General features: G+C 59.0%; 16 protein-coding genes. 12 read left to right on the top strand and 4 right to left on the bottom strand.

Annotated elements, in window-relative coordinates:
* Window positions 1-170: 170 nt before the first annotated feature.
* The 6 genes from HPY65_07705 to HPY65_07680 all read left to right on the top strand — a co-directional run bounded on the left by HPY65_07705 (window position 171) and on the right by HPY65_07680 (window position 10,146).
* Window positions 171-1,988 (top strand): alpha/beta hydrolase, encoded by a 1,818-nt coding sequence (locus tag HPY65_07705; protein ID NPU84359.1) that lies wholly within the window; start codon window positions 171-173, stop codon window positions 1,986-1,988.
* Window positions 1,989-2,167: 179 nt separating this feature from the next.
* Window positions 2,168-2,623 (top strand): response regulator, encoded by a 456-nt coding sequence (locus tag HPY65_07700; GenBank protein ID NPU84358.1) that lies wholly within the window; start codon window positions 2,168-2,170, stop codon window positions 2,621-2,623.
* A 241-nt stretch (window positions 2,624-2,864) separates the two neighbouring features.
* A complete protein-coding gene (locus HPY65_07695; GenBank protein NPU84357.1) occupies window positions 2,865-4,931 on the top strand; it encodes a serine protein kinase PrkA in 2,067 nt (688 codons plus the stop codon).
* Window positions 4,921-6,150, top strand: coding sequence for a DUF444 family protein (locus HPY65_07690; protein NPU84356.1), 1,230 nt, complete (start codon window positions 4,921-4,923; stop codon window positions 6,148-6,150). The genes HPY65_07695 and HPY65_07690 overlap by 11 nt, the downstream gene beginning before the upstream one ends.
* Before the next feature lie 34 nt (window positions 6,151-6,184).
* The gene (locus HPY65_07685) at window positions 6,185-7,843 is read left to right on the top strand and encodes a SpoVR family protein (GenBank protein NPU84355.1); all 1,659 of its coding nucleotides are present in this window, start codon (window positions 6,185-6,187) and stop codon (window positions 7,841-7,843) included.
* 11 nt (window positions 7,844-7,854) lie between these two features.
* Entirely contained in the window at window positions 7,855-10,146 is a 2,292-nt protein-coding gene (locus HPY65_07680) for a serine protein kinase PrkA (GenBank protein ID NPU84354.1), read from the top strand.
* A 203-nt stretch (window positions 10,147-10,349) separates the two neighbouring features.
* On the opposite strand, the gene HPY65_07675 is transcribed toward HPY65_07680, so the two are convergent.
* The 3 genes from HPY65_07675 to HPY65_07665 all read right to left on the bottom strand — a co-directional run bounded on the left by HPY65_07675 (window position 10,350) and on the right by HPY65_07665 (window position 14,799).
* Window positions 10,350-10,799, bottom strand: coding sequence for a response regulator (locus HPY65_07675; GenBank protein NPU84353.1), 450 nt, complete (start codon window positions 10,797-10,799; stop codon window positions 10,350-10,352).
* A 322-nt stretch (window positions 10,800-11,121) separates the two neighbouring features.
* Complete coding sequence (locus HPY65_07670; protein NPU84352.1) at window positions 11,122-13,779, bottom strand: bifunctional acetate--CoA ligase family protein/GNAT family N-acetyltransferase; 2,658 nt, start codon at window positions 13,777-13,779, stop codon at window positions 11,122-11,124.
* Between the two features lie 21 nt (window positions 13,780-13,800).
* Window positions 13,801-14,799 carry a BtrH N-terminal domain-containing protein gene (locus tag HPY65_07665; protein NPU84351.1) on the bottom strand — a complete coding sequence of 333 codons (999 nt, stop codon included), beginning with the start codon at window positions 14,797-14,799 and terminating at the stop codon, window positions 13,801-13,803.
* A 445-nt stretch (window positions 14,800-15,244) separates the two neighbouring features.
* On the opposite strand from HPY65_07665, the gene HPY65_07660 reads away from it, so the two are divergent.
* Together HPY65_07660 and HPY65_07655 are read left to right on the top strand one after the other, a co-directional pair.
* A complete protein-coding gene (locus tag HPY65_07660) occupies window positions 15,245-15,607 on the top strand; it encodes a hypothetical protein (protein NPU84350.1) in 363 nt (120 codons plus the stop codon).
* 115 nt (window positions 15,608-15,722) lie between these two features.
* Window positions 15,723-18,635, top strand: a complete 2,913-nt coding sequence (locus HPY65_07655) for a PAS domain S-box protein (GenBank protein ID NPU84349.1) — start codon at window positions 15,723-15,725, stop codon at window positions 18,633-18,635.
* A gap of 67 nt (window positions 18,636-18,702) precedes the next feature.
* On the opposite strand, the gene HPY65_07650 is transcribed toward HPY65_07655, so the two are convergent.
* Window positions 18,703-19,092 carry a hypothetical protein gene (locus tag HPY65_07650; protein ID NPU84348.1) on the bottom strand — a complete coding sequence of 130 codons (390 nt, stop codon included), beginning with the start codon at window positions 19,090-19,092 and terminating at the stop codon, window positions 18,703-18,705.
* A 323-nt stretch (window positions 19,093-19,415) separates the two neighbouring features.
* Here HPY65_07650 and HPY65_07645 point away from each other — a divergent pair, with 323 nt between their 5' ends.
* The 4 genes from HPY65_07645 (at window position 19,416) to HPY65_07630 (ending at window position 24,372) form a co-directional block, all read left to right on the top strand.
* Window positions 19,416-20,369, top strand: coding sequence for a hypothetical protein (locus HPY65_07645; GenBank protein ID NPU84347.1), 954 nt, complete (start codon window positions 19,416-19,418; stop codon window positions 20,367-20,369).
* 476 nt (window positions 20,370-20,845) lie between these two features.
* Window positions 20,846-22,396 (top strand): long-chain fatty acid--CoA ligase, encoded by a 1,551-nt coding sequence (locus HPY65_07640; GenBank protein ID NPU84346.1) that lies wholly within the window; start codon window positions 20,846-20,848, stop codon window positions 22,394-22,396.
* 871 nt (window positions 22,397-23,267) lie between these two features.
* Window positions 23,268-23,411 carry a hypothetical protein gene (locus HPY65_07635; GenBank protein ID NPU84345.1) on the top strand — a complete coding sequence of 48 codons (144 nt, stop codon included), beginning with the start codon at window positions 23,268-23,270 and terminating at the stop codon, window positions 23,409-23,411.
* Window positions 23,392-24,372 carry a bifunctional enoyl-CoA hydratase/phosphate acetyltransferase gene (locus tag HPY65_07630; GenBank protein NPU84344.1) on the top strand — a complete coding sequence of 327 codons (981 nt, stop codon included), beginning with the start codon at window positions 23,392-23,394 and terminating at the stop codon, window positions 24,370-24,372. Before HPY65_07635 ends, HPY65_07630 begins: the two co-directional genes overlap by 20 nt.
* Window positions 24,373-24,796 lie beyond the last annotated feature (424 nt).

Genomic DNA, 24,796 nt, shown 5'->3' with positions numbered 1-24,796 from the left:
CGGGCGCCGGCCGGCGGACTGAAATCCGGACCACGTCAAATCCCTGGCGGTTGTCCCCTTCCCCTCACGACCCCCCGCCCGTCATCGTCGAATCCCGTCAGGAAAAATGGAGCACTCCGCTCCTGGCACACCGATTGCTTTTTCCATGGGAAAAAAGAGAGGCTTTTAAAATGACCGTTCAGGAATCCGTGGCGCCACTGGGCGATCTGCTGGAACTGGTGGAGGAAAGACCGGGGAGCTTTGCCGAGCATTTTTCGGTGTCTTCACCCTGGCTGAACAGGGAGACCTCCGCCTGGTACCTGGAGAAGATTTTTCAATATCAGGAAATGCTCGATTACGGCTCCCGTTATGCCCTGTTCTGGTGGCCGTTTTCCGGGCCGGTGCTGTTGCAGCAGGCTCTGTTCAGGACCCTGGTCACGGATCCGATCCGGAAAAACGTCCAGGTTTCCCTGCGCCTGCGGAAGGACCCGGACATGTTCCGGGAGACGGACAACTGGATATCGGAGAAGTACGCCCACCTGACCTGTCGCCTCACGTCGCAGGTCATGTCGGACGACCGCTTCGATCCGGAGAAAGCCCGTCAATTAACCGACACCGTCAAGGGGAGGGAGGTCCTCCGGTTCTTTGTCAGCGAGTTTTCCAAACTGGAAAAAATGTTTTCGTCACAAGGCCTTACGAAGCTGAAGGCCCAGAAGAACCTGGTGCGGAGCCTCCTCGCCGTGATTACGGAGACATCCCTCAACGATTCCGACCTGCCGTTCATGAAATGCCGTCCCGACGGGTCGGCCGCCATGACCTTTCAGGAATACCTGGTGCAGAGCCGGAAACGGATCGAGAACCTCTACCGGGCGGACGCCTTCGATCCCAAGGGTTATTCCGAACGGGCGACCCGCGGCAAGATCGGATGTTCCGGCTATGAAATCCTGGAGGAGTCGCAGATGCACTCGGTGTTGCTCCGCCATTACGCGGTCCCCGAGGGCGTCCGGCCGAACGGCAACGTCCTCTACCTCTCCACGCCCCTGATCAACAAGCCGGAGATCTTCGACCTGGCGCCCGGGAAATCCGTCATCGAGGGACTCCTGGCGGAGGGCTACCATGTCTACATGGTCGATTACGGGCAGCCTCTCTCCGGAGAAGGCCGGCTCGGTCTCGACTTCTACGCCAAGACGGTTCACGACTATTACCTGAACCTGATCGCCATCCGGCACCCCGGCAGCACCGTCGACGTCGTCGGATACTGCATGGGGGGCTCCCTGATTCTGCCCTTTCTGGCCCGCCGCGCCGAGGAAAGGCTGGCCGCCGACATCCCCATGGACATCCGGAAGATCTGCCTCATGGCCGCGCCGGTCCGGTTCGACGACGGGGAAAGCGGCCACGGGCCCATGCGGTCCTACATCCGGAAGCATTACAACTCCTACGTCATGACACAGCTGTTCGGCAGCGCCAGCGTCCCGCCGCAGGTGATCGACGAAGGGGTCAGCGAGATCCAGCCGGGTGTCCAGTACAGCGTGATGATGGGCTTCTACGACCGGGCCATCGACGCCGACGCCATCGCGGACGCCGCGCCGTTTCTGTACTGGCTGACCCACGGGACCCGGTTTCCCGCCAGGGCCCACCAGGAATGGCTGGACAAGTTTTTCATCGGGAACGAACTGATGGACGGCCGGTTCCGCCTTCCCTCGACGGACCCGGACCTGGACGGGAAACCCGTGAACATGGACGCGCTGCGAAAAGCCGACGTGGCCGTCTTCGACTACCGGGGCTCCCGCGACCCCATCGCGCCGGCCGGCTCCTGCATCGCCAGCGAGACTTGGGGCCGGACGGGCAACGGCAACCGGACGATCGAGAAAGACATCGGCCATATTTTCGTCGTCAGCAGAAAACTGCTCTCGGAATTTCTCTCCGCGGTGAAGGATTTCCTGCAGGCATCCGACGCTCCGCCCCAGGCGGAACCGTCCGGAGCCCCCGATCCGGGACATGCACCTTGACACCCATGCGTTCATCTTTTAATGATAAATCAACGTCGGTGAATTCATCTTCCGCCTGCCAATCACCGTGGCGGCACGCCTGAATCCGGTAAACACTCGATTTCCTGCTGATTTCCGAAACAGACTTTTTTTCCGTGGCCGTTCATGAGACCGCCAGACCTTCCATCGGGAGGTACGAAATGGCTGACAACCTCGATGTCATCATCCTCGACGACGACGCGGCCGTCTGCGACGTTCTGACGGAAATCGTCCGGGATTTCCACACTTGGGGGAACGTCCACGCCTTCACGGACGAGAACCTGGCGATCGAGCACTGCCTGAAGAGGGAAGGCAACGTCGCCATTTTTATCGTCGACGTCTACCTGTCCGGCAGGAATGCCTTTTCGTTCCTGGAATCCATCGCGGACAAGTTCCCGATGGCCTGCGAGGACACGATCATCATCACCGGCAACGCCAGCGCCGACGTCGTGAACATGTGCCTGGTCGCCGGAATCAATTATCTCCTGGAAAAGCCCATCCGTCCCTTCGCCCTGCAACTGGCCGTGCGCGCCATCGTGTCAAAATACGTGCACTTCGCCAGAAAACTGTATCTGAACCCCGGCCTGATGGAGAGCGTAGCCAAGTTCACCGACTGATCTCCCGGCAGGTCTCCCGCTGCAGGATCGAGCCGGCCCTTTGCCTTGAACCCCGGATCACTGCTCCGTGCATCCATCGCCGGCCCGGGCTTTCGCATGCTCCTCCGGAGGGGTCGGCAAACGGGGCTGCATTGCAGAAAAAACTGCCTGGCATGTCGTTTGCTTGAAGCATAATCGGGGATAGTTGCCCGTTTTCAGGAATGGATAGACGGACCCATTACGATGGCCACGGAGGTTGATCATGACAGAGAAAAACTCGAACACACTGGCGTTTCATCTCGCTCAGGTGAAGGCGGGGAAACGGCGATTTGAAAACTGCTTTCAGTCCGTGGCCCGGATGATCCTGGATGACGCGAACAGCATCGAAAAGGTGGTTGTAAACGGGAAGAGCACATACGACTTCAAGGTCTTCCGAGTGGGACAGAAGCATGTCATCGGCATGTTCGACGAGATCAACAGCTTCGTCTCCTTCGTCAAGGACGCCGCCGAGGGGGGCTCCTCCAGCGAAATGGCCTTCGTCCTCGTCGGCGAACCCGGGAACGGCAAGACTTTCTTCGTCGACACCCTGTGCTCCCTCTACCGGCAGTTTGTCGCCCAGGAAGGCAACCGCCGCTATACCTTCAATTTCCGGCACATCGACCGCCTGGAAAACTACGGAAAAATCCGGATGATCCAGTCGCAGACCTTCGAAGACCCGATGATCCTCGCAATGAACCTTCATCCTTCCCGCAAGGAGAGCATGGCCTGGCTGTCCGGCGCCATGGGCTTCTCCGACAGCGACGTGGAGCGATTCTTTGCCTCGTATCGGCCGCTGGGCGCCTGCAGCGACTACATCCTCAACGACATCCGGAACGAAACCGAAGGCAACCTCGAAAAGATGCTGGATTTCTTCGAGATCGTCCCCGTCCCCCTGAGCGAAAGCCTCGGCACCATCACCGGGAAATACTCGGCCAAGGACAAGATCACCTCGTCGGCCGTGGACCTCCTCGGAGACGAATCCATCCAGCGCCTGCTCCACCTGAGCGATCCCAACAACCCGTACCGGTTCGACTTGAGGCGCGGTGCCCTGGCCAGGGTCGCCGGCGGGGGCATCCACTTCAGCGACGAGATCTTCAAGAACAAGAAGGATCTCGTGCAGGTCTATCTCGGTGTGATCCAGAACCGGAACATCGAGATGGACGGATTCCGCTGGCCCATCGACACCCTGATCCTCGCCACCAGCAACAACTCGGAGTTCAACCGCTTCCTGGCGGAGAAGGAAGAGGCGCCCATCGTCGACCGGTGCCGGGTCTGCTACGTCGCCCACAACACGAATTACCGGATGCAGAAGCACCTGACCGACTACGCCATCGGCAGCGAGATGAAGACGACCCTGACGAGGGAGCATCTCCACCAGGATCCGAACCTCAATTACGCCGCCTCCCTGGCCGTCGTGATGTCGCGGCTGCCCCGGTCTGAAAAACTGACCTCCATCGAGATGATGAAGCTGGCTGCCGGGGAAGTGGCCGGAGAGAAAAGCATCAAGGCCCTGGCCGAGGTGATCGACATCCTCAACCACGAACCGGATATCACCAAGCGGTTCGGGCAGAAGGGCCTGGGCCAGCGGGCGCTCGGACGCGCGCTCCAGCTCCTGATCGAGACTTCCGAGACGAACGAGGGCCGCTGCATGTTCGCCGAAGACATCTTCAAGGCCATCGAAAAGGTCATTCTCGACTACGTGTCGGACGCGGGGGAGCGGACGAAGTATTTCGACGATCTCAAGACGGCCCGCGGGCTCTACCGGGAGCGGATCATGACGGAGATGTTCAATGCCTACATGGACGAGCCCCACGCGGTGAAGAAGGACGTCATGAACTACGTCAACATGATCATCGGCGTCGACGCGGAGAACCTGGGCCCCGACCGGATGTGGAAGTACCGGGACCCGCAGACGGGGCAGCTCAAGGCCCTGAAGATCGACGAGCGCTACGTCCAGAGCGTGGAAGAACGCCTGGGGCTCAAGACGAAAGAGCAGCGGGAATCCTTCCGGACCTCGATCCGCAAGATTTACGGCCAGAAGATCTCCGTCGACGCGACGTACGACTTCATGGACAACGTGGAGCTGGTGAAGGCGGTCACCGACGTCCGGCTGAAGTCGGACATCGTCGGGGCGGGAAGCCTCATCGGCGCCCTGGCCAACCGGACCAACGAGGAAAACCAGAAGCTCTACGACCGGATGACCAACACCATGCTGGACAAGCTCGGGTATTGCAGAACCTGCGCCCAGAAGACGATCGAATACTTCTGCACCAAGGTCGATGAAAATTAAACCCTTCTCCGACTACGCGGATTTTTCCGAGCTGCAGGAAGACTCCCTCCCGGAGGTGCCCGCCTCGCAGAGGCTCGCCTCCATCGGCGACCTCCTCGAACGGGACAGCCAGCGGGAGAAGGACGGCTTCCCCAGGAAGATCCGGATCGGCCGGATCGTCAAGCCGGGACGCGGCCTGAAGGAGAAGATCGTCATCGTTCCCACGACGGTGGAGGAAAAGTTCATCCACGACACGAGGGAACAGGAGCAGGAAGAGCCGGGACAGTCCGGAGGGTCCGGCGAGGGAGACGAGGGGGAGGTCATCGGCGAGGCCCCCGTCCACGGCGAGAGCGAATCCGGGCAGGGCGGACCCGGCCAGGGAGAAGGCGGCGAGCACGAAATCGAGGCCGGCGCATACGACCTGGGTCGCATCATCTCGGAGCAGTTCGAGCTGCCGAACCTGAAGACCAAGGGCCGGCGGCGCTTTCTGAAAAAGTACAGCTACGAGCTGACGGACCGGCACGAGGGATTCGGCCAGCTCCTGGACAAGAAGGCCACCCTGCGGAAGATCATCGAGACGAACATCGGGCTCGACAAGATTCCCGACGTCTACGACATCGACCTGACACAGCTCCTGGTCTCCCCCGAGGACAGCGTGTACCGCATCCTCTCCAGGGAAAAGGACCTGGAGTCCCAGGCCCTGGTTTTCTTCGTCCGGGACTACTCCGGCTCGATGTGGGGAAAGCCGACGGAGCTGGTCGTGGCGCAGCATGTCCTGATCTACAGCTGGTTGATGTACCAGTACGAGCGGCAGGTCGTCACGCGTTTCATCCTCCACGACACAACGGCAAGGGAAGTGTCCGACTTCTACACGTATTACAGCCTCAAGGTCGCCGGGGGAACGAAGATGGAGTCGGCCTATCGGCTGATCAACGAGATCGTCGAGGCCGACAGCCTGGACCGGGACTACAACATCTACGTCTTCCACGGCAGCGACGGGGACGACTGGGAGCGGGACGGCAAGACGGCCATCGAACAGCTCCGGAAACTGATCGGGTACTGCAGCCGGATCGGGATCACCCTGACCCCGGCTTCCATGGAAAACATGACGACGGCGGAACGATACATCCGGGACTCGTCGATCCTGGAGGAGCATCCCCAGGAAATCCGGCTCGACACGATCGACGAAGACGCGGCGGACCTCCGCCTGATCGAAGGAATCCGGAAACTCATTTCCTGAGTCCGGTTCCGGGGCGGCGAACAGGGACAGGGGCATGGAGCTCATCAGCCAGCATACGAAAGAGATCATGGAAGGCTGCAAGACCAGGGCCCGCGAAGCGGGACTGCGCTTCCAGGACGAGAGCCTCGAGTACATCGTGACCAACCGGGACCTCCTGGAGCTGGGCCCGAAGAACATGATTCCCACCCTCTACGACTACTGGGTTCACGACGTCGAAGTGCTCCGGGAAAAGGGAAAGTACGAGCTATATCCCACCAACCCCTACGAGACCGTCATCAACACCCGGCCGGCCATCTCCTTTTACAACGACAACAACCCCGACTGGCTCAACGTCATGATTTTCTATCATGTCCTGGCCCACATCGACTTTTTCCAGAACAACCTTTACTACCGGAACACCTGGGACGAGGACTTTGCCGGCCAGGCCCTCTCCGACAAGCGGGCGATCGCCGCGCTCCGGTCCGAAAAGGGGCGATGGGTCGATTACGTGATCGAATTCACGAGGGGAATCGACAACCTGGTCGACCATTTCGCGGAACTGTCGCGGATGAGCCGTCCGGCAGGGACGCGGCCGTCCACGCGCCTGGATTACTATTTCGACGTCTTTCTCCAGTCCGGCCATGGCGGCGGCGTCCCGGACTATCTGAAGGAGATCGAGCGCTACAACCAGACCGTCCGGGAATACGACCCGATGGCGGAATCCGTTTTCTTCGCCGAAACCCGGAAGAAGCACCCGGAATTCGACGCCCTGTACGAGAAGTGGAAACGGGAGGAGAAGGCGCCGGCCCAGGACCTGATCCAGCATCTGCAGGAGCACTCGCCCTGGCTGCAGCAGCCCGAAAATCAGTGGATGAAGACCGTCATGGAGATCGTCCGGAGGACGTCTCTCTATTTCCAGCCGCAGATCCGGACGAAGATCCTCAACGAGGGCTGGGCCAGCTACTGGCACGAGAAGCTCTTCCTCTCCGACGACCGGATCCGGGGAAACGAGGTAAACTACGCCCGGGTCAACGCCAAGGTGACCTCCCTGCCCCGGGTGGGCATCAACCCGTATGCCCTGGGGATGCGCCTGTTCCAGCACCTGGAGGAAATGGCCGACAAGGGGAGGATCTCCTACGACTACCAGCGCCTGGCGGACGGCGAAGAGCGCCGGCAGTACGATCAAAATACCGGAAAGGGGCTGGCATTTGTCTTCGACGTGAGGGAGAACTTCAACGACTTCACCTTTATCCACACCTTTGTCGATCAGGATTTCGTGAATGCCAACCGGCTGTTCGTCGCGGGACGACGTCTCAACAGCCAGAAGGGCGTGTGGGAATTCTTCGTCAAGAGCAGGAATGCCGAAGAATACAAAAAGATGATCCTGGAATCCCTTTATCACCCGCCGTCCATCCATGTGGACGAGGAGAAGACCAAGGAGGGCACGCTTTCCCTTCGCCATGTCCATGAAGGGAAGCCGCTGGTCCGGGAGTATATCGCCAACACCATGCTGGGGATCGAATACCTCTGGGGGGGAGCGGTCCGGCTGGAGACGACGGAAGCGGAGGCGGATCTCTCGTCGGCATACGACGACCTGCAGCCGTTCTACATGCCGCAGGCGTCATCGGAGGCGGAGGCGGAAGCACAGAAAGCCAAGCTGCGGCAGGTCGTCTACACGATGGAGAACAGGAAGCTCACAAGGTCCGTGACCTGAAAGCGCTCGTCATGAATACCGAACAAAGCATCATCAGCAGCCTGTCGAAACGGATCGCCGAACGGGGACACCGCGCGGCCGTGCCGTTGACGGACTTCGTCTCTTTTGCCGCCCGGAATCCGACCATGGTTTTCCGCAACACCTTCCAGATGCTCTACGACATGATCCGGAGCTACGTGGGCGAAGGCACTGACGAATATCCCGACGATCCCGAATCGATTCACTACGTCCTGTACGACTGCACGAAACTCTTCGTCGAGGGGACGGACCATCCGTTCTTCGCCGACCAGCTCTTCGCCAACCGCCTGATCAAGCAGTTCGCGTCCTTCCGGTCCGGAAGCCAGCAGAACCGGATCTACATCTTCGAGGGCCCCCACGGGTGCGGCAAGAGCACGTTCCTGAACAACCTCCTCATGAAGTTCGAGCAGTACACAAAGACCCCCGAGGGGACGACCTACGAGACGGTCTGGCGCCTGAACAAAAAGGCCCTGGGCGTCATGACGGGACATGAGACCCCCGTCATCCTGCAGCAGTTGAGGCACCTGGCCGACGAGTCCGACCTGATGCCGAAAAAGCCCACCCGGGACGGCCCCCTGTATACGCCGATGAAAGAATACCTGGAGGTGCCCTGCCCCAGCCATGACAGCCCCCTGATCCTGGTTCCGAAAGCCTACCGGAAGGAGGTCTACGGTCAGCTGATCGAGGATGAGGCGTTCAAGGAGAAGCTGTTCACGGAGAAGCAGTACGAGTGGATATTCCGCGACAGCCCCTGCACCATCTGCGTTTCGCTCTATATGGCGCTCCTGGACATCGTCAATTCGCCCGAGAAGGTCCTCGAAATGATCTTCGCGCGGCCGTACGAATTCAACCGGCGGCTGGGCCAGGGCATCAGCGTTTTCAACCCGGGAGACCGGATCACCAAGACCAGCGTCCTGACCAACGAGCTGCTCCAGAGCCAGATCAACAATCTGATCAAGGACAGCAACCGCGTCCGGTACATCTATTCCCGCTACGCGAACACGAACAACGGCATCTACGCCATCATGGACGTGAAGGACAACAACAAGGAGCGGTTCGCGAACCTTCACGGGATCATCAGCGAAGGCGTGCACAAGGTGGAGGACATCGAGGAAAACGTGAACTCCCTCTTCCTGGCCCTCATGAACCCGGAAGACCGTGTGAACATCGTGGGCACCCAGTCGTTCCTCGACCGGATCAGCTTCATCAAGATCCCCTATGTACTGGATTACAATACGGAAGTAAAAATCTACAAGAACATCTTCGGCGACCGGATCGAGAACATGTTTCTCCCGAGGGTCCTGCAGAACTTCGCCAAGGTCATCATCGCGACCCGATTGAAAGAGAAATCGGACAATCTCCTCGAATGGATCGGCGATCCGGAGAAATACACGCTCTACTGCGACCGGAATCTGCAGCTGCTGAAAATGGACATCTACGCCGGTTTCATCCCGTCCTGGCTGACCCAGGAGGACCGGAAGAATTTCTCGGCGAAAAAGCGGAAGGCCGTCATTGCCGACTCGGAGACGGAAGGCGAAAAGGGATTTTCAGGAAGGGATTCCATCAAGATCTTCGATGATTTCTACTCCGCCTATGCGAAGGAGGGCGCCCTGATCTCCATGGCCATGGTCTGCAATTTCTTCCGTCAGCACCAGAAGGACCATGCCGAGGACATCCCCGAAGGCTTTCTGGATTCACTCGTCGATTCTTATAATTACGCCGTACTGCAGGAAGTCAAGGAATCGCTCTACGATTACAACGAGGAACGGATTTCCAGGGACGTCCAGAATTACCTGTTTGCCGTCAACTTCGAGCCGGGGCGGACGGAAAAGTGTATTTACACCGGGGAAACCATCGATCTGACAGAAGAATTCTTTGCCGGCATCGAGCGCCGCATCCTGGGTTCCCAGGCCGCATTCAATCAGCGGCATGCCTTCCGTAAGGAAACCCAGAACCAGTACACCTCAAAAACCCTCACGCAGGAGATGCTGCTGGAGCGAAAGAGCATCACCGAGACGATGATCTATGCCTCCCTGAGGGAACGCTATATTCACAACCTGAAGGAGAACGTGATGGATCCCTTCCTGAAGAACGAGAATTTCCGGAGGGGCATCAAGGACTACGGCACGGAAGCCTTCAAGACGTACGACCAGCGGATCCGGCACGAGGTCCGCTTCCTCATCCGGAACCTGATGAACCGATACGGCTATTGCGAACAGGGAGCCAGGGAGATCAGCATCTACGTCCTCGACAGCGACCTGGCGAACACGTTCTCGACGCCCTGATGCAGGGCCGGAAAGGGAGTCCTGGGAACGGGGGACAGATTTGAACTCTGTCCCCTTTTTCGTTTTCGAGGTCGTCGGCGGGCCGTTCAAAAATGCCCGGATGCAAGGCCCCCGAAATCCCGAGCCGCGAGGCGTACTACTGGTACGCCGCAGCGACGAAGGATGCAGCACAACGCAGCATCCGGGCTTTTTCGAGGTCGCCTCTAGAAGCCGGAAATCGTTTCGGCCAGTACCGGATCCTCCAGAATCCTCTTGGCAAAGCGGAGGTATTTGCCCACGATTGCACGGACGGCCAACTGCAGCGAATAGGACCGGATGGGCTTTTCAATGAGGTAGGTGATGTTGGAGGCGATGCACATGTTCACGACGTCGTCGCTGGCATGGCCGGTCATGATGATGGCGTCTTCATACGCCATGGGAAACTTCTCGACGATGGCGTCCAGGAAGCTGAACCCCGTATCCGATCCCATGAACACGTCGAGGACGAAGACGGCCACCCCCGCTTTTTTCTGGTAACAGTAGGTATAGGCCTCGTCGACGTTCGTGAACGCCCGGACATCCCCCCAGACATAGAACGACTGGATCATGTCCCTGATCACGGAACAAACCATCGGGTCGTCATCGACAATGATCACATCCAGGCTGTCTGACATGTCTCGCCTCCCTTGTTCGTTGAAAAAGCCCTTGGAAAAGACCGGCCGGCGCGCTTCATGGCTTCGATCCCGGAAATCCGGCTTCCGGACATGTTTGAACCATTCTGATAACGACGTTGCCGACCAATCGGCCGGCGCCAGGAACCGTAGAGAAAAGATGACCGTGATTACAGCGGATATGGACCTGTTGATTGCCGGAAACTATACGAAGAACACCCCCGGGTGTCAATGAATTCCTCGCCTGCGGAGGCTACTGCCGGCCCTCTTTCCCGCACCGCTCCGGACGATGCCCGCGCCTGCCTGCCAGTCGCCTCCTGCATGCTCACGCCAGTGCCAGCACAACCCGGACCGGATCGTCGGACCGCGGATCGCGGACCATGCCCAGTTTTTCGCACAGCCGGAGCATCCGGAGATTGCGCTTCTCGACGTATCCGAAAAATTCCCGCAGGCCCTTCTCGCCGGCGATGCCGATCAGGACGTCCAGCATCTTGTAGGCCAGGCCGCGCCCCTGGAACTCGTCGTGGACGAGAATGGCGAACTCGCAACGCTTCGTATGCGGCTCGATGACGATGCCGCCCGTGCCGATGAGACGGCGCTGCCCGTTCTGCCGGATCTCCGCCACCAGGGTCATTTCGCGGTCGTAGTCGATGTTGCAGGAGCGGGCGTGCTCCATGTGCCCGACGTCCCGGACGGTGTGGTAGTAACGCTCCCGGAGCGTGGCCTCGGAAGCGGAGGCGAACATCTCCCGCTCCAGGGGTTCGTCCTCAGGACGGATGGGACGCAGGACGACTTCCAGGCCGTCCGGGAGATTCCAGCGCATGACGTAGCGGGACGGATAGGGGGTGATGGACAGGTGCGCATAGGGAGACGCGATGGACAGGCAGTCCGGGTCGGGGATGATGCGTGCCCCCAGCGCGTAGGGCGTTCCACGGCTGACAACGATGGGGTTGACGTCCATCTCCATGATCTCGGGGAAGTCCACGACGAGGTTGGAGAAGTTCACAATAATCTCTTCCAGCTGCCGGAGGTCCGCAGGAGGCTTGCCGCGGTACCCCTGGAGCATCCGGAAGATCCGGGTGTCTTCCATGAGCCGGCGCGCCAGGGCCTGGTTCAGCGGCGGCAGGGCCAGGGAAAAGTCCCGGTAGACCCGGACTCCCACCCCTCCCATCCCGAAGAGAATGACGGCCCCGAAGGTTTTGTCTTTCCTGGATCCCAGGATCAGCTCGAAGTCCACGGGCTGGATCATCTTCTGGACCGTGACGCCTCGGATCTCCGCCCGGGGGGCGAACCGGCGGACCCGCTCCATGATGCTCTCGTACTCCTCCCGGAGAACATTGACGGAGGTGATGTTGACCGCGATACCCCCCACGTCCGGCCGGAAGATGACGTCCGGCGAGACGACCTTGAGCACCACGGGATAACCGATCCGCTCGGCCTGCAGGACCGCCTCGTCCAGGGACCGGGCCATGGCGGTCCCGACCGTCCGGATCCCGTAGCTGGCGAGGAACTTCCGCGACTCGTCCTCCGTCAGGACGGTAATCCCGGAGCCGCAGCGCCTGCGGATCAGGTTCCGGAGATGATTCTTGGGCGGCGCCTCCTCCGTGGTCAGCTCCGCCGGCGTCTCGTACAGCAGCTCCAGGTTCCGCTCGTACCGGTACATGTAGAGATACGTGCGGACGGCCTCCTCGGGCGTGTCGTATGACGGCACGCCCCTGCCCGCCAGGAAAGCCCTTTCGCGCCCCTGTTCACGGTCCCCCAGCCAGGTCGCGATCACCGGCTTGGCAACCTTCCCGGCCAGGTCCGCGAGAGCGGCCGCGAGATCCTCCGAACGGATCCCTTCCTGGGGGGTGAAGATGACCAGCGCGCCATCCGTATTATCGTCGCCGATGCATAGCCGCGCAGACTCCACATACCGCTCGACGTCCGCATCGGGGAAGATGTCCAGGGGATTCGCGACGTCGCTTCCCCTCGGCAAAAGGGGCCGCAGAGCCTCCTCCGTCGCCGGCGCCGGCCGGGCGAGCTGTCCCCCCGAGCGCAGCAGCCTCGACACCGCCATCGCGGCGGCCCCTCCGGAATTGGAGACTACCGCCAGCCGCGGGCCTTTCGGCAGCCGCCGCGCATACAGGACGCCGGCCGTGTTGAACAGGTCCTTGATCTCCCCGACCCGGACCACGCCGGCTCTCCGGAAGACCGCGTCATATACCTCCTCGGGACCCGCCAGGGCGCCGGTGTGGGACTTCGAGTCCTCCTCGCCGTCCGCCGGATGCGGGGGCTTGAGCAGAACGACGGGCTTGTTTCTGGAAAAGCCGCGGGCGGCGCTCATGAACTTTTTCACGTCGCCGATGCGGTCCTCCATGTAGATCATGATGCTGCGCGTCCGGGGATCGTTCCCCAACAGGTCGATCACGTCCCCGAAGTCGACGTCCAGCATGGATCCCAAGGAGATGAACATGCTGAAGCCGATCCGGGAGCTCATCCCCCATTCGAAGAGCGTCCTGCCGAAAGCGACTCCCTGTGCCACCAGGGCGATGGCGCCCTCCTCCGGAATGCTCCGGAAGGGCGTCAGGTTCAGCCCCGTTGAGGGCCGGATGAAGCCGAGGCTCCCGGGGCCGAGAATGCGCATGCCGTGCACCTTGCGGACCTCCAGGAGCGCCTCCTCCACAGCGACAGATTCGTTTCGGTCGGGGGAAAGCGGTGTCACGACCAGCGCCTCTCCCACGCCCGCACGCCCGCACTCCGCAGCGATCCCGGGCAGATCGGCAGCCGGGGTCGCGATCACGGCCATGTCGACGGCCTCCGGGACGTCGCCGATCGTTGGATAACACGCGATACCGGAGACGGCCGCCCGTTCGGGATGGACGGGATACAGCCGGATCCCGGAGGCAAGGATGTTCTCCTGGAGGGCGAACACCGGGCTGTCTACCCGGTCCGTGGCGTCGATGACCGCAATGGTTTTCGGTTCGAAAGGATTTCGAATCATGGCTCGCTCCGATGTCCCGTTTCAGAGGGCACGCAGAATATTCCGGTAGAAAGCCGTCTCCCGCTCCAAGATGTTTTCGAGTACCGGCCGGGCGGGGGAAAAGTCCGGCGCCTCCCCCTCGCTGATCCGCCGGAATACCGAGGCCATGTCGTGGTAGAGGCCTTCGATGACCTCCAGGTCCTGCGAGAATCGCAGGTTCCGGAGCGACGGATGCGCGTCCTCCATTTCCTCCAGGAACTGCCGGTAGAGGGTGCGGAAGCCGGCGCCCCCCGTCCCCCGCCGCTCGATGATCTGGTAGGTGAAGCGCGCCGACCACTGCCAGTCCGCCGCCTCCTTCCAGTTGGACAGATCCCCGATCAGCTCCTCCAGTGCCCGGACGCCGTAAGCCACGGGCAGCTCCGGAAGGCCGTCCAGGTTCTCCCCGGCCCACCGGCGGATGGCTCCCCGCACGACGGCCTCGTCGATGTGGAATCCCGAGAGGTCCTCGAGGACGAAGGACCGGTTCCTCAGGGCGAACGGCGGGAATACGGACGTCCGCGCCCGCTCCATGTCCGGGATCGCCACGGCCAGGGCCTCCGGATGGAGGGTGTCCGAGACATAGAATTCCTGCTTTTCGTCACTGTAGCCGCAGATGACCACGGCGTGGCCGGGAAAGTGCTGGTCCGTGTTGAAGTAGGGAAGATCGATGATGTCGGTCTGAACGAGGACCGGCAGGCCCCGGTCCACCGACGCCTTCGCATGGGCCGTTGCCTCCGCGGCGTCGTCCGTCTCCCGCCACCGGAACGTCAGGCTCACGGTCCGGAAGAAATTGTCTTCCAGGTTGAGGTTGCGCATGTGAACCAGGCGGGAGGGGCGCTGATCAGTGACGTGGTAGGAGAAACCCGGCCCCCGCCCCAGGCCGATGACGGCGGGCTCGCTGACCCTGAGGCCGTGAAAGGCCAGGACGTTGCGGATGGCGCTGGAGGCGCAGTGAAATCCCGGCTGATGTCTGTATCCCGCAATGATCGTTCCGTCGAACAAGGCACCCTCCTTATGGTTTTGTTGAGATGTCGAACCGTGCAAAGACGATCCCGCCCTTCCGGGGAATGCGACTTGCCGATCAACCTGATGGAATTCGGAGGAAAACTCAATACAAAAAATCAAACAGGCGGCCAGGCAATCCGCCCGCCGCCCTGTTGTTGATGGCGGACGGTCCGTGGCTCGCAATCGGGGCCTGAGGTTCCGGAAAGGGGTCCGGGGAGAGAAACAAGCCGGCGTGACGCGGCAGTGAATGCGGGCGGCACCGTGTCCACCGGTTTGTCCCCTCGTACCCTGCCCTGCATTTCCGATTGCAGAATCACGGGAAGATGAGTACATTCGAAACGTTCTCTGTTCCAGTACCTTGCATTGGATGAATGCTCCCGCAAGCGAAGACATCGATGGCATGTCCGGACCTTGCCGGGGAATCACGGAGAGGCGGAAGACGATGGGACGGAAACTCTGCATGGCGATTCTGATCGCCGGTTTCATCTCGGGATCCTGGCAGCTTTCCCGGGCGCAGACATACAAATGCGAGGATATACCGAAACAGACGGCCTATTGCACTGTAGACTACAACTCCACGAGCGACAGACCGAGCAATATTTCATGCCGCCCCGCCGGGGGTGCTCCGCCTTCCGACATTGTCTGCAAGATCATCTTCTCGCCGCTTCCCGGCTACACGTGGACGGGGGTGAAGGACTACAACTGGCTCTGCGCGGATACAATCATCATTCCGAACAACCTTTTTCAGGACATGAAGTCTGTCTGTAACAAGTTGTGCGGCGTCTGCAGGGACGGGTGGAATTGACCCTGAATGCCGTCATAACCTGAATGGACGTCGCTCACCCGGATCGTTCCTGTCATGAAACGAAACAGGGAGTCGGGCATTCAACCCGACCCCTTGTTTTTTAGGAAGATCCCCGATGAATGAAATCTCCCCCTTTCTCGGTCTTGTTCACAATGCAGCACTGCTTCTGGCGGTCGCATACTTTTTCGACGTGAGCGCGGCCCGTTGGAAGACAGACCGAACGCTGTTCCCGCAGGTACCCTTCGGCATTGTCATCGGTGCAGTCGGCATCACGGTCATGATGACGTCGTGGGCGCTCACACCGGGACTCATTTTTGACACGCGCTCCGTCCTGCTGAGCGTATCAGGTCTCTTTTTCGGTTCCATCCCCACCGTCATTGCGATGGCGATGACCGCCGCGTTTCGCATTTATCAGGGAGGACCGGGCGCCGTCATGGGCGTCAGTGTCATCGCTGCCACGGGAACGGTCGGGATCCTCTGGCGTCATCTGCGCCGGCGTTCCCTGGCCGAAATGTCATGGCGCGAGCTCTACCTTTTCGGCATCGCGACACACCTTGTCATGCTGGGCCTGACGTTCACGCTGCCCCTGGAGATCGCCCTGTGGACGCTTTCAAGAATTACCCTGCCGGTCCTGTTGATCTATCCTCCGGGAACCGCCTTGCTGGGAATGCTGATGGTCAACCGTCTGCAGCGCGAACAGGCGGATGAGAAACTGCAGGAACGGGAGGAAAAATATCGTTCTCTGTTCGATCATTCAAGGGATGCGATTCTTCTGACCAGGCCGGATGGCTTCATCCTCGACGCCAATCCGTCTGCCTGCGAGATGTTCGGCAGGTCCCTGGAAGGCATTCGGAGCGTCGGGCGAAACGGGCTGGTGGATGTCACGGATCCAAGACTGAACGAGGCCTTGAGCGAACGAGCGCACACGGGCGGAGGAATGGCCGAAATCACGATGCTTCGTGCCAATGGCGACAAGTTTCCTGCGGAAATCACATCGACGGTCTTCGCCGATACGAGCGGACAGCAGAAGACCAGCATGATCATCCGCGATGTCACTGAGCGCAAGCGAGCGGAGGATGCGCTGCGGGAAAAAGAAGACTTGTTGAGTCTGATCACGGAAAACATGTCCGACATGATCAGGATAACCGATTTGCAGGGCCGCAATCTGTATTCGAGTCCGTCTCATTTCAAAGGTCTCGGTTACCGGGCGGAAGATCGGATCGGAAAGTCTTCCTTTGACCTTGTGCATCCCGACGATGTGGAAAGGATGTCGAACGAATTCATAGAGGGTTTTTTCGGCAATCGACGCGTTACCACCGAATATCGGATCAAGCATGCGGACGGCCACTATGTCTGGCTGGAAACGGTGGCGGATCTTCTCAGGGACGATCGGGGCGAAGCGTCAGCCGTAATCATGAGTTCGCGGGACATTTCCGAACGAAAGAAAGCGGAAGAGGGGCTGCATGAATCCCAGAGGAGATTGTCGGACATTATCGAGTTTCTCCCCGATGCCACCCTGGTCATCGACAGCGAAGGCAAGGTAATTGCCTGGAACCGGGCCATCGAAGCCATGACCGGGGTCAAGAAGGAGGAGATGCTGGGCAAGGGTAATTATGAGTATTCCATCCCGTTTTATGGAGAAAGGAGACCTATTCTTATAGACCTTGCGCTGCATCCGGATCCGAAGAAGGAAAAGGAGTATTTAACCGTACGTAGAATGGACGATCTCTTGTTGGGAGATGCGCACACCCCCGCACTCGCTCCCGGAAATGTTCATTTATCCGGAACGGCCTCTGTGCTCAGGGATTCCGAAGGCAATATTGTCGGCGCCATCGAGTGCATTCGTGATTACACCGATCGAAAGAACATGGAGGAGCGCCTGCAACGTGCGGAAAAGATGGAATCCCTGGGAATCCTGGCCGGCGGCGTGGCTCATGATCTGAACAATGTGCTGGGTGTTCTCGTCGGTTACTCCGAATTGCTGTTGCGGGATGTTCAGGAGGGGAGCCGAGCAGAAAAATACGCGAAAAGCATTCTGCAGGGAGGGGGAAGAGCGGCAGCCATCATCCAGGATTTGCTGACCATGGCCCGACGGGGCGTGTCCGTTTCAGAAACGGTGAACCTGAACCGGATCGCGGCCGATGCTTTCAAGACTCCCGAATTCGAGCTTGTCAAAACCCATCATCCCGACGTCCTGTTCCAGAGTCATATGGAAAAGGACCTGTTCAACATCAAAGGGTCGCCCGTTCACCTCAGCAAGTCGATCATGAATCTCCTGTCCAATGCCGCGGAGTCGATACACGGCAAGGGTGTGGTCACGATAACAACGGAGAACCGCTATGTGGATGTAGCCATCCCCGGCTATGAAAACACCCGGGAGGGGGAGTATGTCGTTTTGACGGTTACGGATACGGGCTCGGGAATTTCTCCGGCAGACATGGAACGGATCTTTGAGCCGTTCTACACGAAGAAGGTCATGGGCCGGAGCGGGACGGGCCTGGGGTTGGCGGTCGTCTGGGGAACCGTCAAGGACCATGGCGGATATATCGATGTCCGGACGGAAGAAGACAAAGGCAGTTCGTTTGTCCTGTATTTCCCTGTGACACGAGAGGCCCTGTCGAAAACGGATCAGGCTCTGTCCGAAAGCGAATATCGGGGCCGGGGCGAGAGCATTCTGATTGTCGACGATGTGGAAGAGCAGCGGTCCCTGGCTGCCGTGATTCTGGAAGGCCTGAGTTACCGTGTGGCATCGGCGGCGAGCGGCGAGGAGGCCGTGGAATATCTCCGGACAAACAAGGCGGACCTGATCGTCCTGGACATGATCATGGATCCGGGAATCGACGGCCTGGAGACATACTGCCGGATTCTTGAAATCAGGCCGCGGCAGAAGGCGATCATCGTCAGCGGCTTCGCCAGGACCGAACGGGTAAAAATGGCCCAGGCCATGGGAGCGGGGGAATACGTGATGAAACCTTATGTTATCGAGAGATTGGGCATGGCTGTCAGGAAAGAGCTTGATAAGATGTAGCCGTCATTCCTTTAAAAACGGCCGGCATTGACTCCGGCCGTTTGTTTTCTTATACCTGTTGGGCAGGTTATTTCTTGTCACGGATCTTGGCATGGCACTCGCCACACTTGCCTTTGATCTCTCCCAGCTTGACATTCACGGTTTTGCCATCCCCTTTGCCGGCTGCCGCAGAGACGTCTTTGGCCAGGAATGAAATGGCCAGAGTCAGTTCTTTGGCAAGGGGGTTTGGAAGATTTTCACCAGCTTTCCTGGTCTGGACCGCCAATGCGTCTGCATCCCTGGCAACAGCTTCAAACCTGTCGGCACGAAGATTTTCGCTCATTGCGGTCAGCCAGGCTTGTCGGGCCTGCATGATCTTCTGAGCAGGACGAAGTTCCGGTTTGGTATCGTCGGCAGCAAAGGCAATAAAAGTGACGGCAAAGAATACGACGGCTAGCGCGGCAACGGTCTTTTTCATCGGACGCTCCTTTCAGTATGATGTAATGGTTGGGTTTAGTGAAAGTGACGTCGACCAGAAACGCTCTGTCTTGTTGCAGGATGGTACGATTGACCGCTTTGAGTGTCAAGGAAGAATGGCATCCGTGTGAGAAGAACTCCCCTCCCAGAGCGAAGCGCACCCCAGCCTCCACACAGACTGTCCGGCACGCATTTTATCCGGAGAGAAAGTCAACATTCTTGTCTTGGAAAATGCAGGCTGTTTTTCTATAGTGCCCCTTCCGAAGGTCACGTTTTCGGAGATGCGAATAGACCATCGTTCCCGTGCGAAAGGAGACAATGCTCATGTCCAAGGTCGGTCTATGTGTGGCTGAAACGGTGATCGCGTTTACCCTGCTGGTCCTGGCGACCTACTGGATGAAGAGAAAGGGCGTGCTGAAGCAGGAAGACAGTCCTGTGTTCGCGAGGCTGCTCACCCAGGCCGTGCTGCCCGCCACCATCCTGTACCAGCTGTGGACACATCCCATGTCGAGCGAAAGCTTCACGCCCGTGCTGGTCATGTTCCTATCGGGAACGGCCGCTCTCGTCATCAGCTGGCTTGCGGGAGTCCTTCTGAAATTCGACCGCGAGAGCACGGGGGCGCTGATGATCGTCTCGTCTTTCGGCTCCTCGGCACTGATCGGTTATCCCATCATCCAGTTCGCCTTCGAGAACAACACCTGGGCGCTCGCCGAAGGCATCGTCATCAGCGAGCTGGGCGTGGGCCTGCCGATCTTTATCTTTTGCCCGGCCGTGGCCATGTACTTCGGGGGGACCTTCCGGGGGACGGAGGACCTGAAAAAACTGGCGAAAGAGTATTTCACGTCGCCCATATTGATCGCGGTCGTCCTGGGGCTGGCCGGAGCCCAGATGCGCATTCCGGACGGAATGCCGGTGGTCGATACGCTCAGGGAAGCCCTGAAGATGGCCCAGGGCGCGACAGTGGTGGTTTCCGCGATCATTTTGGGCCTTCAGCTTTCCGTGCAGCCGCCGCGCGGCTTCTGGGCGCTGATCGTGGTGTCCATTGTCGTGCAGATGCTGTTTCAGCCCTGGATGTGCAATACGGTGTCGAACCTCCTGGAGGTGGGGGCGGAAAACAGGCAGATCCTGATCCTGATCAGCACCATGCCCGCCGCGATCCTGGGGCCCGTTTTCGCCTCACGCTACAACTGCGCGGCGAAAACCGCCACCATGCTCACCTTTACGCATATCGTCATCAGCCCGGTACTGGTACCGGCCGTTTTCTCGTCTCTTGCCTAGCCGCCGGACCCCTTTTTGGCATGCGAGGCGATCTTCGACTCGAGCGCGGGACCTTTGGTTCCGGATCCTTTTGCTATCTTGCCGTTACAAAACTTAACAGAATATTTGAAGGAAGCATCTTGACGGATATTTCAGGTTTGGTATGAATGCCCACAGATTCGTTCCGGACGTTCTTCTTATCCACGTTATGTGTTCAAAACCCTGGAACGCGATTCAGAAAGCCCGGCCATGCGGGAACATGGTTCGGGCTTTCGCTTTTCTTGCCGTGTTGAATCCACTCCCTGCCTTTCTGATCCGAGCTGCCGTATCCCGCCGGGGCTCTCCTTTACCAAAGCGCCCTCCACTCACATTGAAACCCGCGGCTCTGATCTGCCCCACATTTATTTATCACTTAGAGTTGATATTCTGCTACGTTGGGGCACCCCCCATCGGCGGGCGAGTCGGCATTCATAGAGCGGAAAAAGGAGGAGACGATCATGAAGGGAGTCAATTTGGCGAGTTATCTGGAGCATTCCGTACATGCCCACCCAGGGAAAGCGGCTTTGATCTTCGAAGAGGAGCGCTGGACGTTCAGAGAGTTTGACGCCGAAGCCAACCGGATCGCCAACGGTCTTGTGGATCTAGGCGTTGAAAAGGGGGACCGGGTGTCGCTCTTTCTTCCGAACTGCCCGGAGTTCCTATTCTGGTATTTCGGCGCCCTGAAGATGGGGGCCGTCGTCAATCCGATCAATACGATGCTCAAGGAGAGGGAACTGGAATATGTGATCCGGGACTGCGCTCCGAAGGTCCTGGTTACCGCGGAAGAACTGGCGGCAGTTCCGCGTCACGTTTATGGACTGCCTGGGATTGGTATCAAGAAGATGATCGTGGTCAAAGGGAAAGACGAAGACGGGATCCTCGCCAACGAAACGTGGGTGAAGCGATATCCCCCGATTTTTAATATGACTTCCGTCGAGCAGGACGATCTCGCCGCCATCCTCTACACATCCGGAACGACGGGGCAGCCGAAGGGCGTCATGCTGACCCATTTGAACCTCTGGACGAACGCCCGGCATTGCGCGGACTGGGCGGAGACAACGTATAACGACATCACCGTCTGTGCCCTCCCGCTTTTCCATTCCTATGCCCTCTCCCACGTTGTGGGCGAACTCTTCATCGAGGGCGGGGCGGTGGTCTGGCTGAAGCGCTTCGACCCGACGTCCTTCCTGGAAGCCATGGCCAGTCATCGTGCAACTGCCTGCCATTGCGTCGCCACGATGTACTATGCGCTGGTGAACCATCCCAACGTTGATGAGTACGCCCGGAAGATCCGCCTGCGGTACTGCGTGACCGGCGCGGCGGTGACCCCCGAGCCGATCCTCCAGGCCTGGAACGCCAAGTTTACGCCCTTGAGTGAGGGGTACGGCCTCACCGAGGCGTCGCCCGTGGTGTTCATGAACCCGCTTCCCGGAAAGGGCGTGCAGAAGGTTATGTCCTGCGGTGTTCCCATTGTTCCGGAAATCAAAGTCGGCGTTGTCAACGAAGACGGCAAGCCCGTGGCTGTCGGAGAGGTGGGCGAGTTGATCATCCAGGGGCCGAACGTAATGAAGGGGTACTGGAACAAACCGGAGGCAACAGCCAAAAGCCTCCGGGACGGGTGGCTCTATACGGGGGACATGGTCAGTTTTGACGAGGACGGTTATTATTATATCCGGGACCGCAAGAATGACATGATCAACCGCTCGGCCTTCAATATATATCCGAAGGAACTCGAAGACGTCCTCTATACCCATCCGGCCGTTGCAGAGGTTCAGGTCGTCGGCATTCCCGATCTGGTCAAGGGAGAGGAGGTTGTGGCCTGCCTGGCTCTGAAGCCGGGAAATAAGACTACCGAGGAGGATGTCATCCTGTTCTGCCGGAAGAACCTGGCCTCATACAAAGTGCCGAAGTACATCCGCTTCTTCGAGACTTTGCCGAAAACGGTAACGGGAAAACTGGAGAAGATGACCCTGCGGAAGATCCTTCTGGAGGAGCAGGGAAAGCAGTAAGGCGAAAACGAGAACAATTTAGACATTTTTTACACTTCAGAAAAATCAGGGGGTCAGGCTATCTGCCTGACCCCCTGATTTTAATGGTGGGCGATCCGCGACTCGACCGCGGGGCCTTTGGTTCCGGAGACGGATCCAGGGGGCGGAACACCCACGTGGAAATTCTCATGTATCTGATTTTTTGGGGTCAGCGTGTAGAAACACTAGAAGCAATAGAAACAATCCTTGACACATTTTGTCACAAAACCCAAAGGGGGAGGTCGCCATCCGGCCTTCGCTTTTCTGGACCTCCCCTCCACTTCCCCTCTTACAGTGCAATCTCTTTAGCAGATTCACCTTGAGAGTCACCACCGGGGACATCATAGGGTCTCTGTTCGAGGGGCGTCCCATCAAGGCTATCCATATCCCGCTGTTGTTTCATCCGGTTGCCCGGTGACGGCTGTTGTGTGCAGGTCATGAAACAAGCCTTGGATGTGGCTAAACACCGGATGAACTATTGATCAGGATGGCAACGGAGTTCCGGAAATCACCTGTTTGAATGGCAGAATCTCGCGACTTCTTTACCAGCTAGTTGATTGGTCATGTCCGCTTTCAGTGTGGATTTCTCAAAAAAATATTTGTAATTATGAGCATCGGAGAAGGATGTTGACTTAGCAGAATGCCAATGCTGGATGTTCATATCATTCGGGCGCAGGTCAACTATGAGATCTTCCGGTGCTTCCAGAACCGAACGTCGGGATCCCATCCACGAAGCGGTATATTCAAATCGCGTTTGTTCTGCAGAGAGCCCGAGGATTAAGACGTAGCATAACATGGCGATGGCGATGCCGAAGTCGTACCCGACGGCAAATCGGAAGAAGGAAACAACGAGATGCACTCGGACCGGAGCGTCACGAATGTCCCCTTTGACCAGATCCAGGTCGGTGCGGCCGAGGAGTGGACCGTCGTCCTGAACCGGACGCAGGTCGACCTGATGACTCTCGTCTCCGGGGATAATGAGTCTCGCCTACGATGAAGTCGCACCGGATCATCTGGAGCTGAGGCGGCGGGACGTCTTTGTGAGCCTTTTCCGGGCCTGCAACACCTGTGGTCCTGTCACCTGCGCGGTCGTGCATCCATGCGATGCGGATTCCCTGGGCGGAGCAATGCTGGCGGCCCGCCGCGGTATCATTGTGCCCACCCTGGTCGGTCCGGAGGACAAGATCCGGCATATCTCTGATGAGGCCCGCATCGACCTTGACAATGTCCGGATTGTTTCCGTCCCCCACAGCCACGCAGCGGCGAGCAGGGCTGTCGAGATGGCCCGCGGCGGGGAGGTGGAGTCGATCATGAAGGGAAGCCTGCACACGGAAGAACTCATGGGAGCTGTCGTATCCTCCACCTCGGGGCTCAGGACTTCGCGGCGGATAAGTCATGCCTTTGTATTGGATGTCCCCACCTACCCCAAGATGCTCATGATGACCGATGCGGCCGTTAATATCGCTCCCTCCCTTGAGGACAAGCGGGACATTGTCCAGAACGCCATCGACTTGGCACAGGTCTTGGGAGTACCGACACCCCGGGTGGGCATTCTCTCAGCCGTGGAGACGGTCACCTCCCGGATTCCTTCCACCCTGGACGCGGCGGCCCTTTGCAAGATGGCCGACCGCGGACAGATTCGGGGCGGCATCCTGGATGGCCCTTTAGGTTTTGACAACGCCATCAGCGCCCGAGCTGCAAGAACCAAGGGCATCGAATCTCCCGTGAGCGGCGAAGCGGACATCCTGTTGGCCCCCGATCTCGAGTCAGCCAACATGCTTCTCAAGCAGCTTACATACCTGGCGGGCGCGGAGGGTGCGGGAATTGTTCTGGGAACCCGGGTTCCAGTCATCCTTACCAGCCGGGCAGACTCGGTACGAACGCGGCTGGCCTCTGCAGCCGTCATGGCCGTCATCGCCCAGGCAGGGCGGTCCGGCCGACACCCCGCCATATCTTAGGAGGACAACTTGCAACCGGACCTTGGAAGGCGGCGGCCGTGAAATTTCTTTCCTCCGAAATGAGAACCTTTTTAAGCTTGAAAGAACCTGCCATATGCCTCTCAACCAGTGCCTAGAACCAGCCGCTAAGTCCATTGGGCACAGCATGGCTTTCCGCGGTCCCATAGGCAACTTCATTCTCATGAAATACTGTCTTTAACCCCATCACACATCCGCCATCCAAGCGCCTTTGATTGACTTGATGGTTCTCCGTATGTAAAATTCAATTCCGCTCTTTTCTCGACAGGAGGATGCCGACAATGGAAACCCTGCTCTGCAAACACTGGCACCATTGCCGGTCCGGGGACGTGGCCGATTTCCTGGACACCGACCCCGAACGCGGGCTCTCGGTGTTCGAGGTCCGGCACCGCCAGGAGAAGTTCGG

Source organism: Syntrophaceae bacterium (genome assembly GCA_013177825.1).
Classification (GTDB): domain Bacteria; phylum Desulfobacterota; class Syntrophia; order Syntrophales; family PHBD01; genus PHBD01.
The sequence above is the reverse complement of the archived record's forward strand: the minus strand, read 5'-3'. Positions and strand labels throughout refer to the sequence as shown.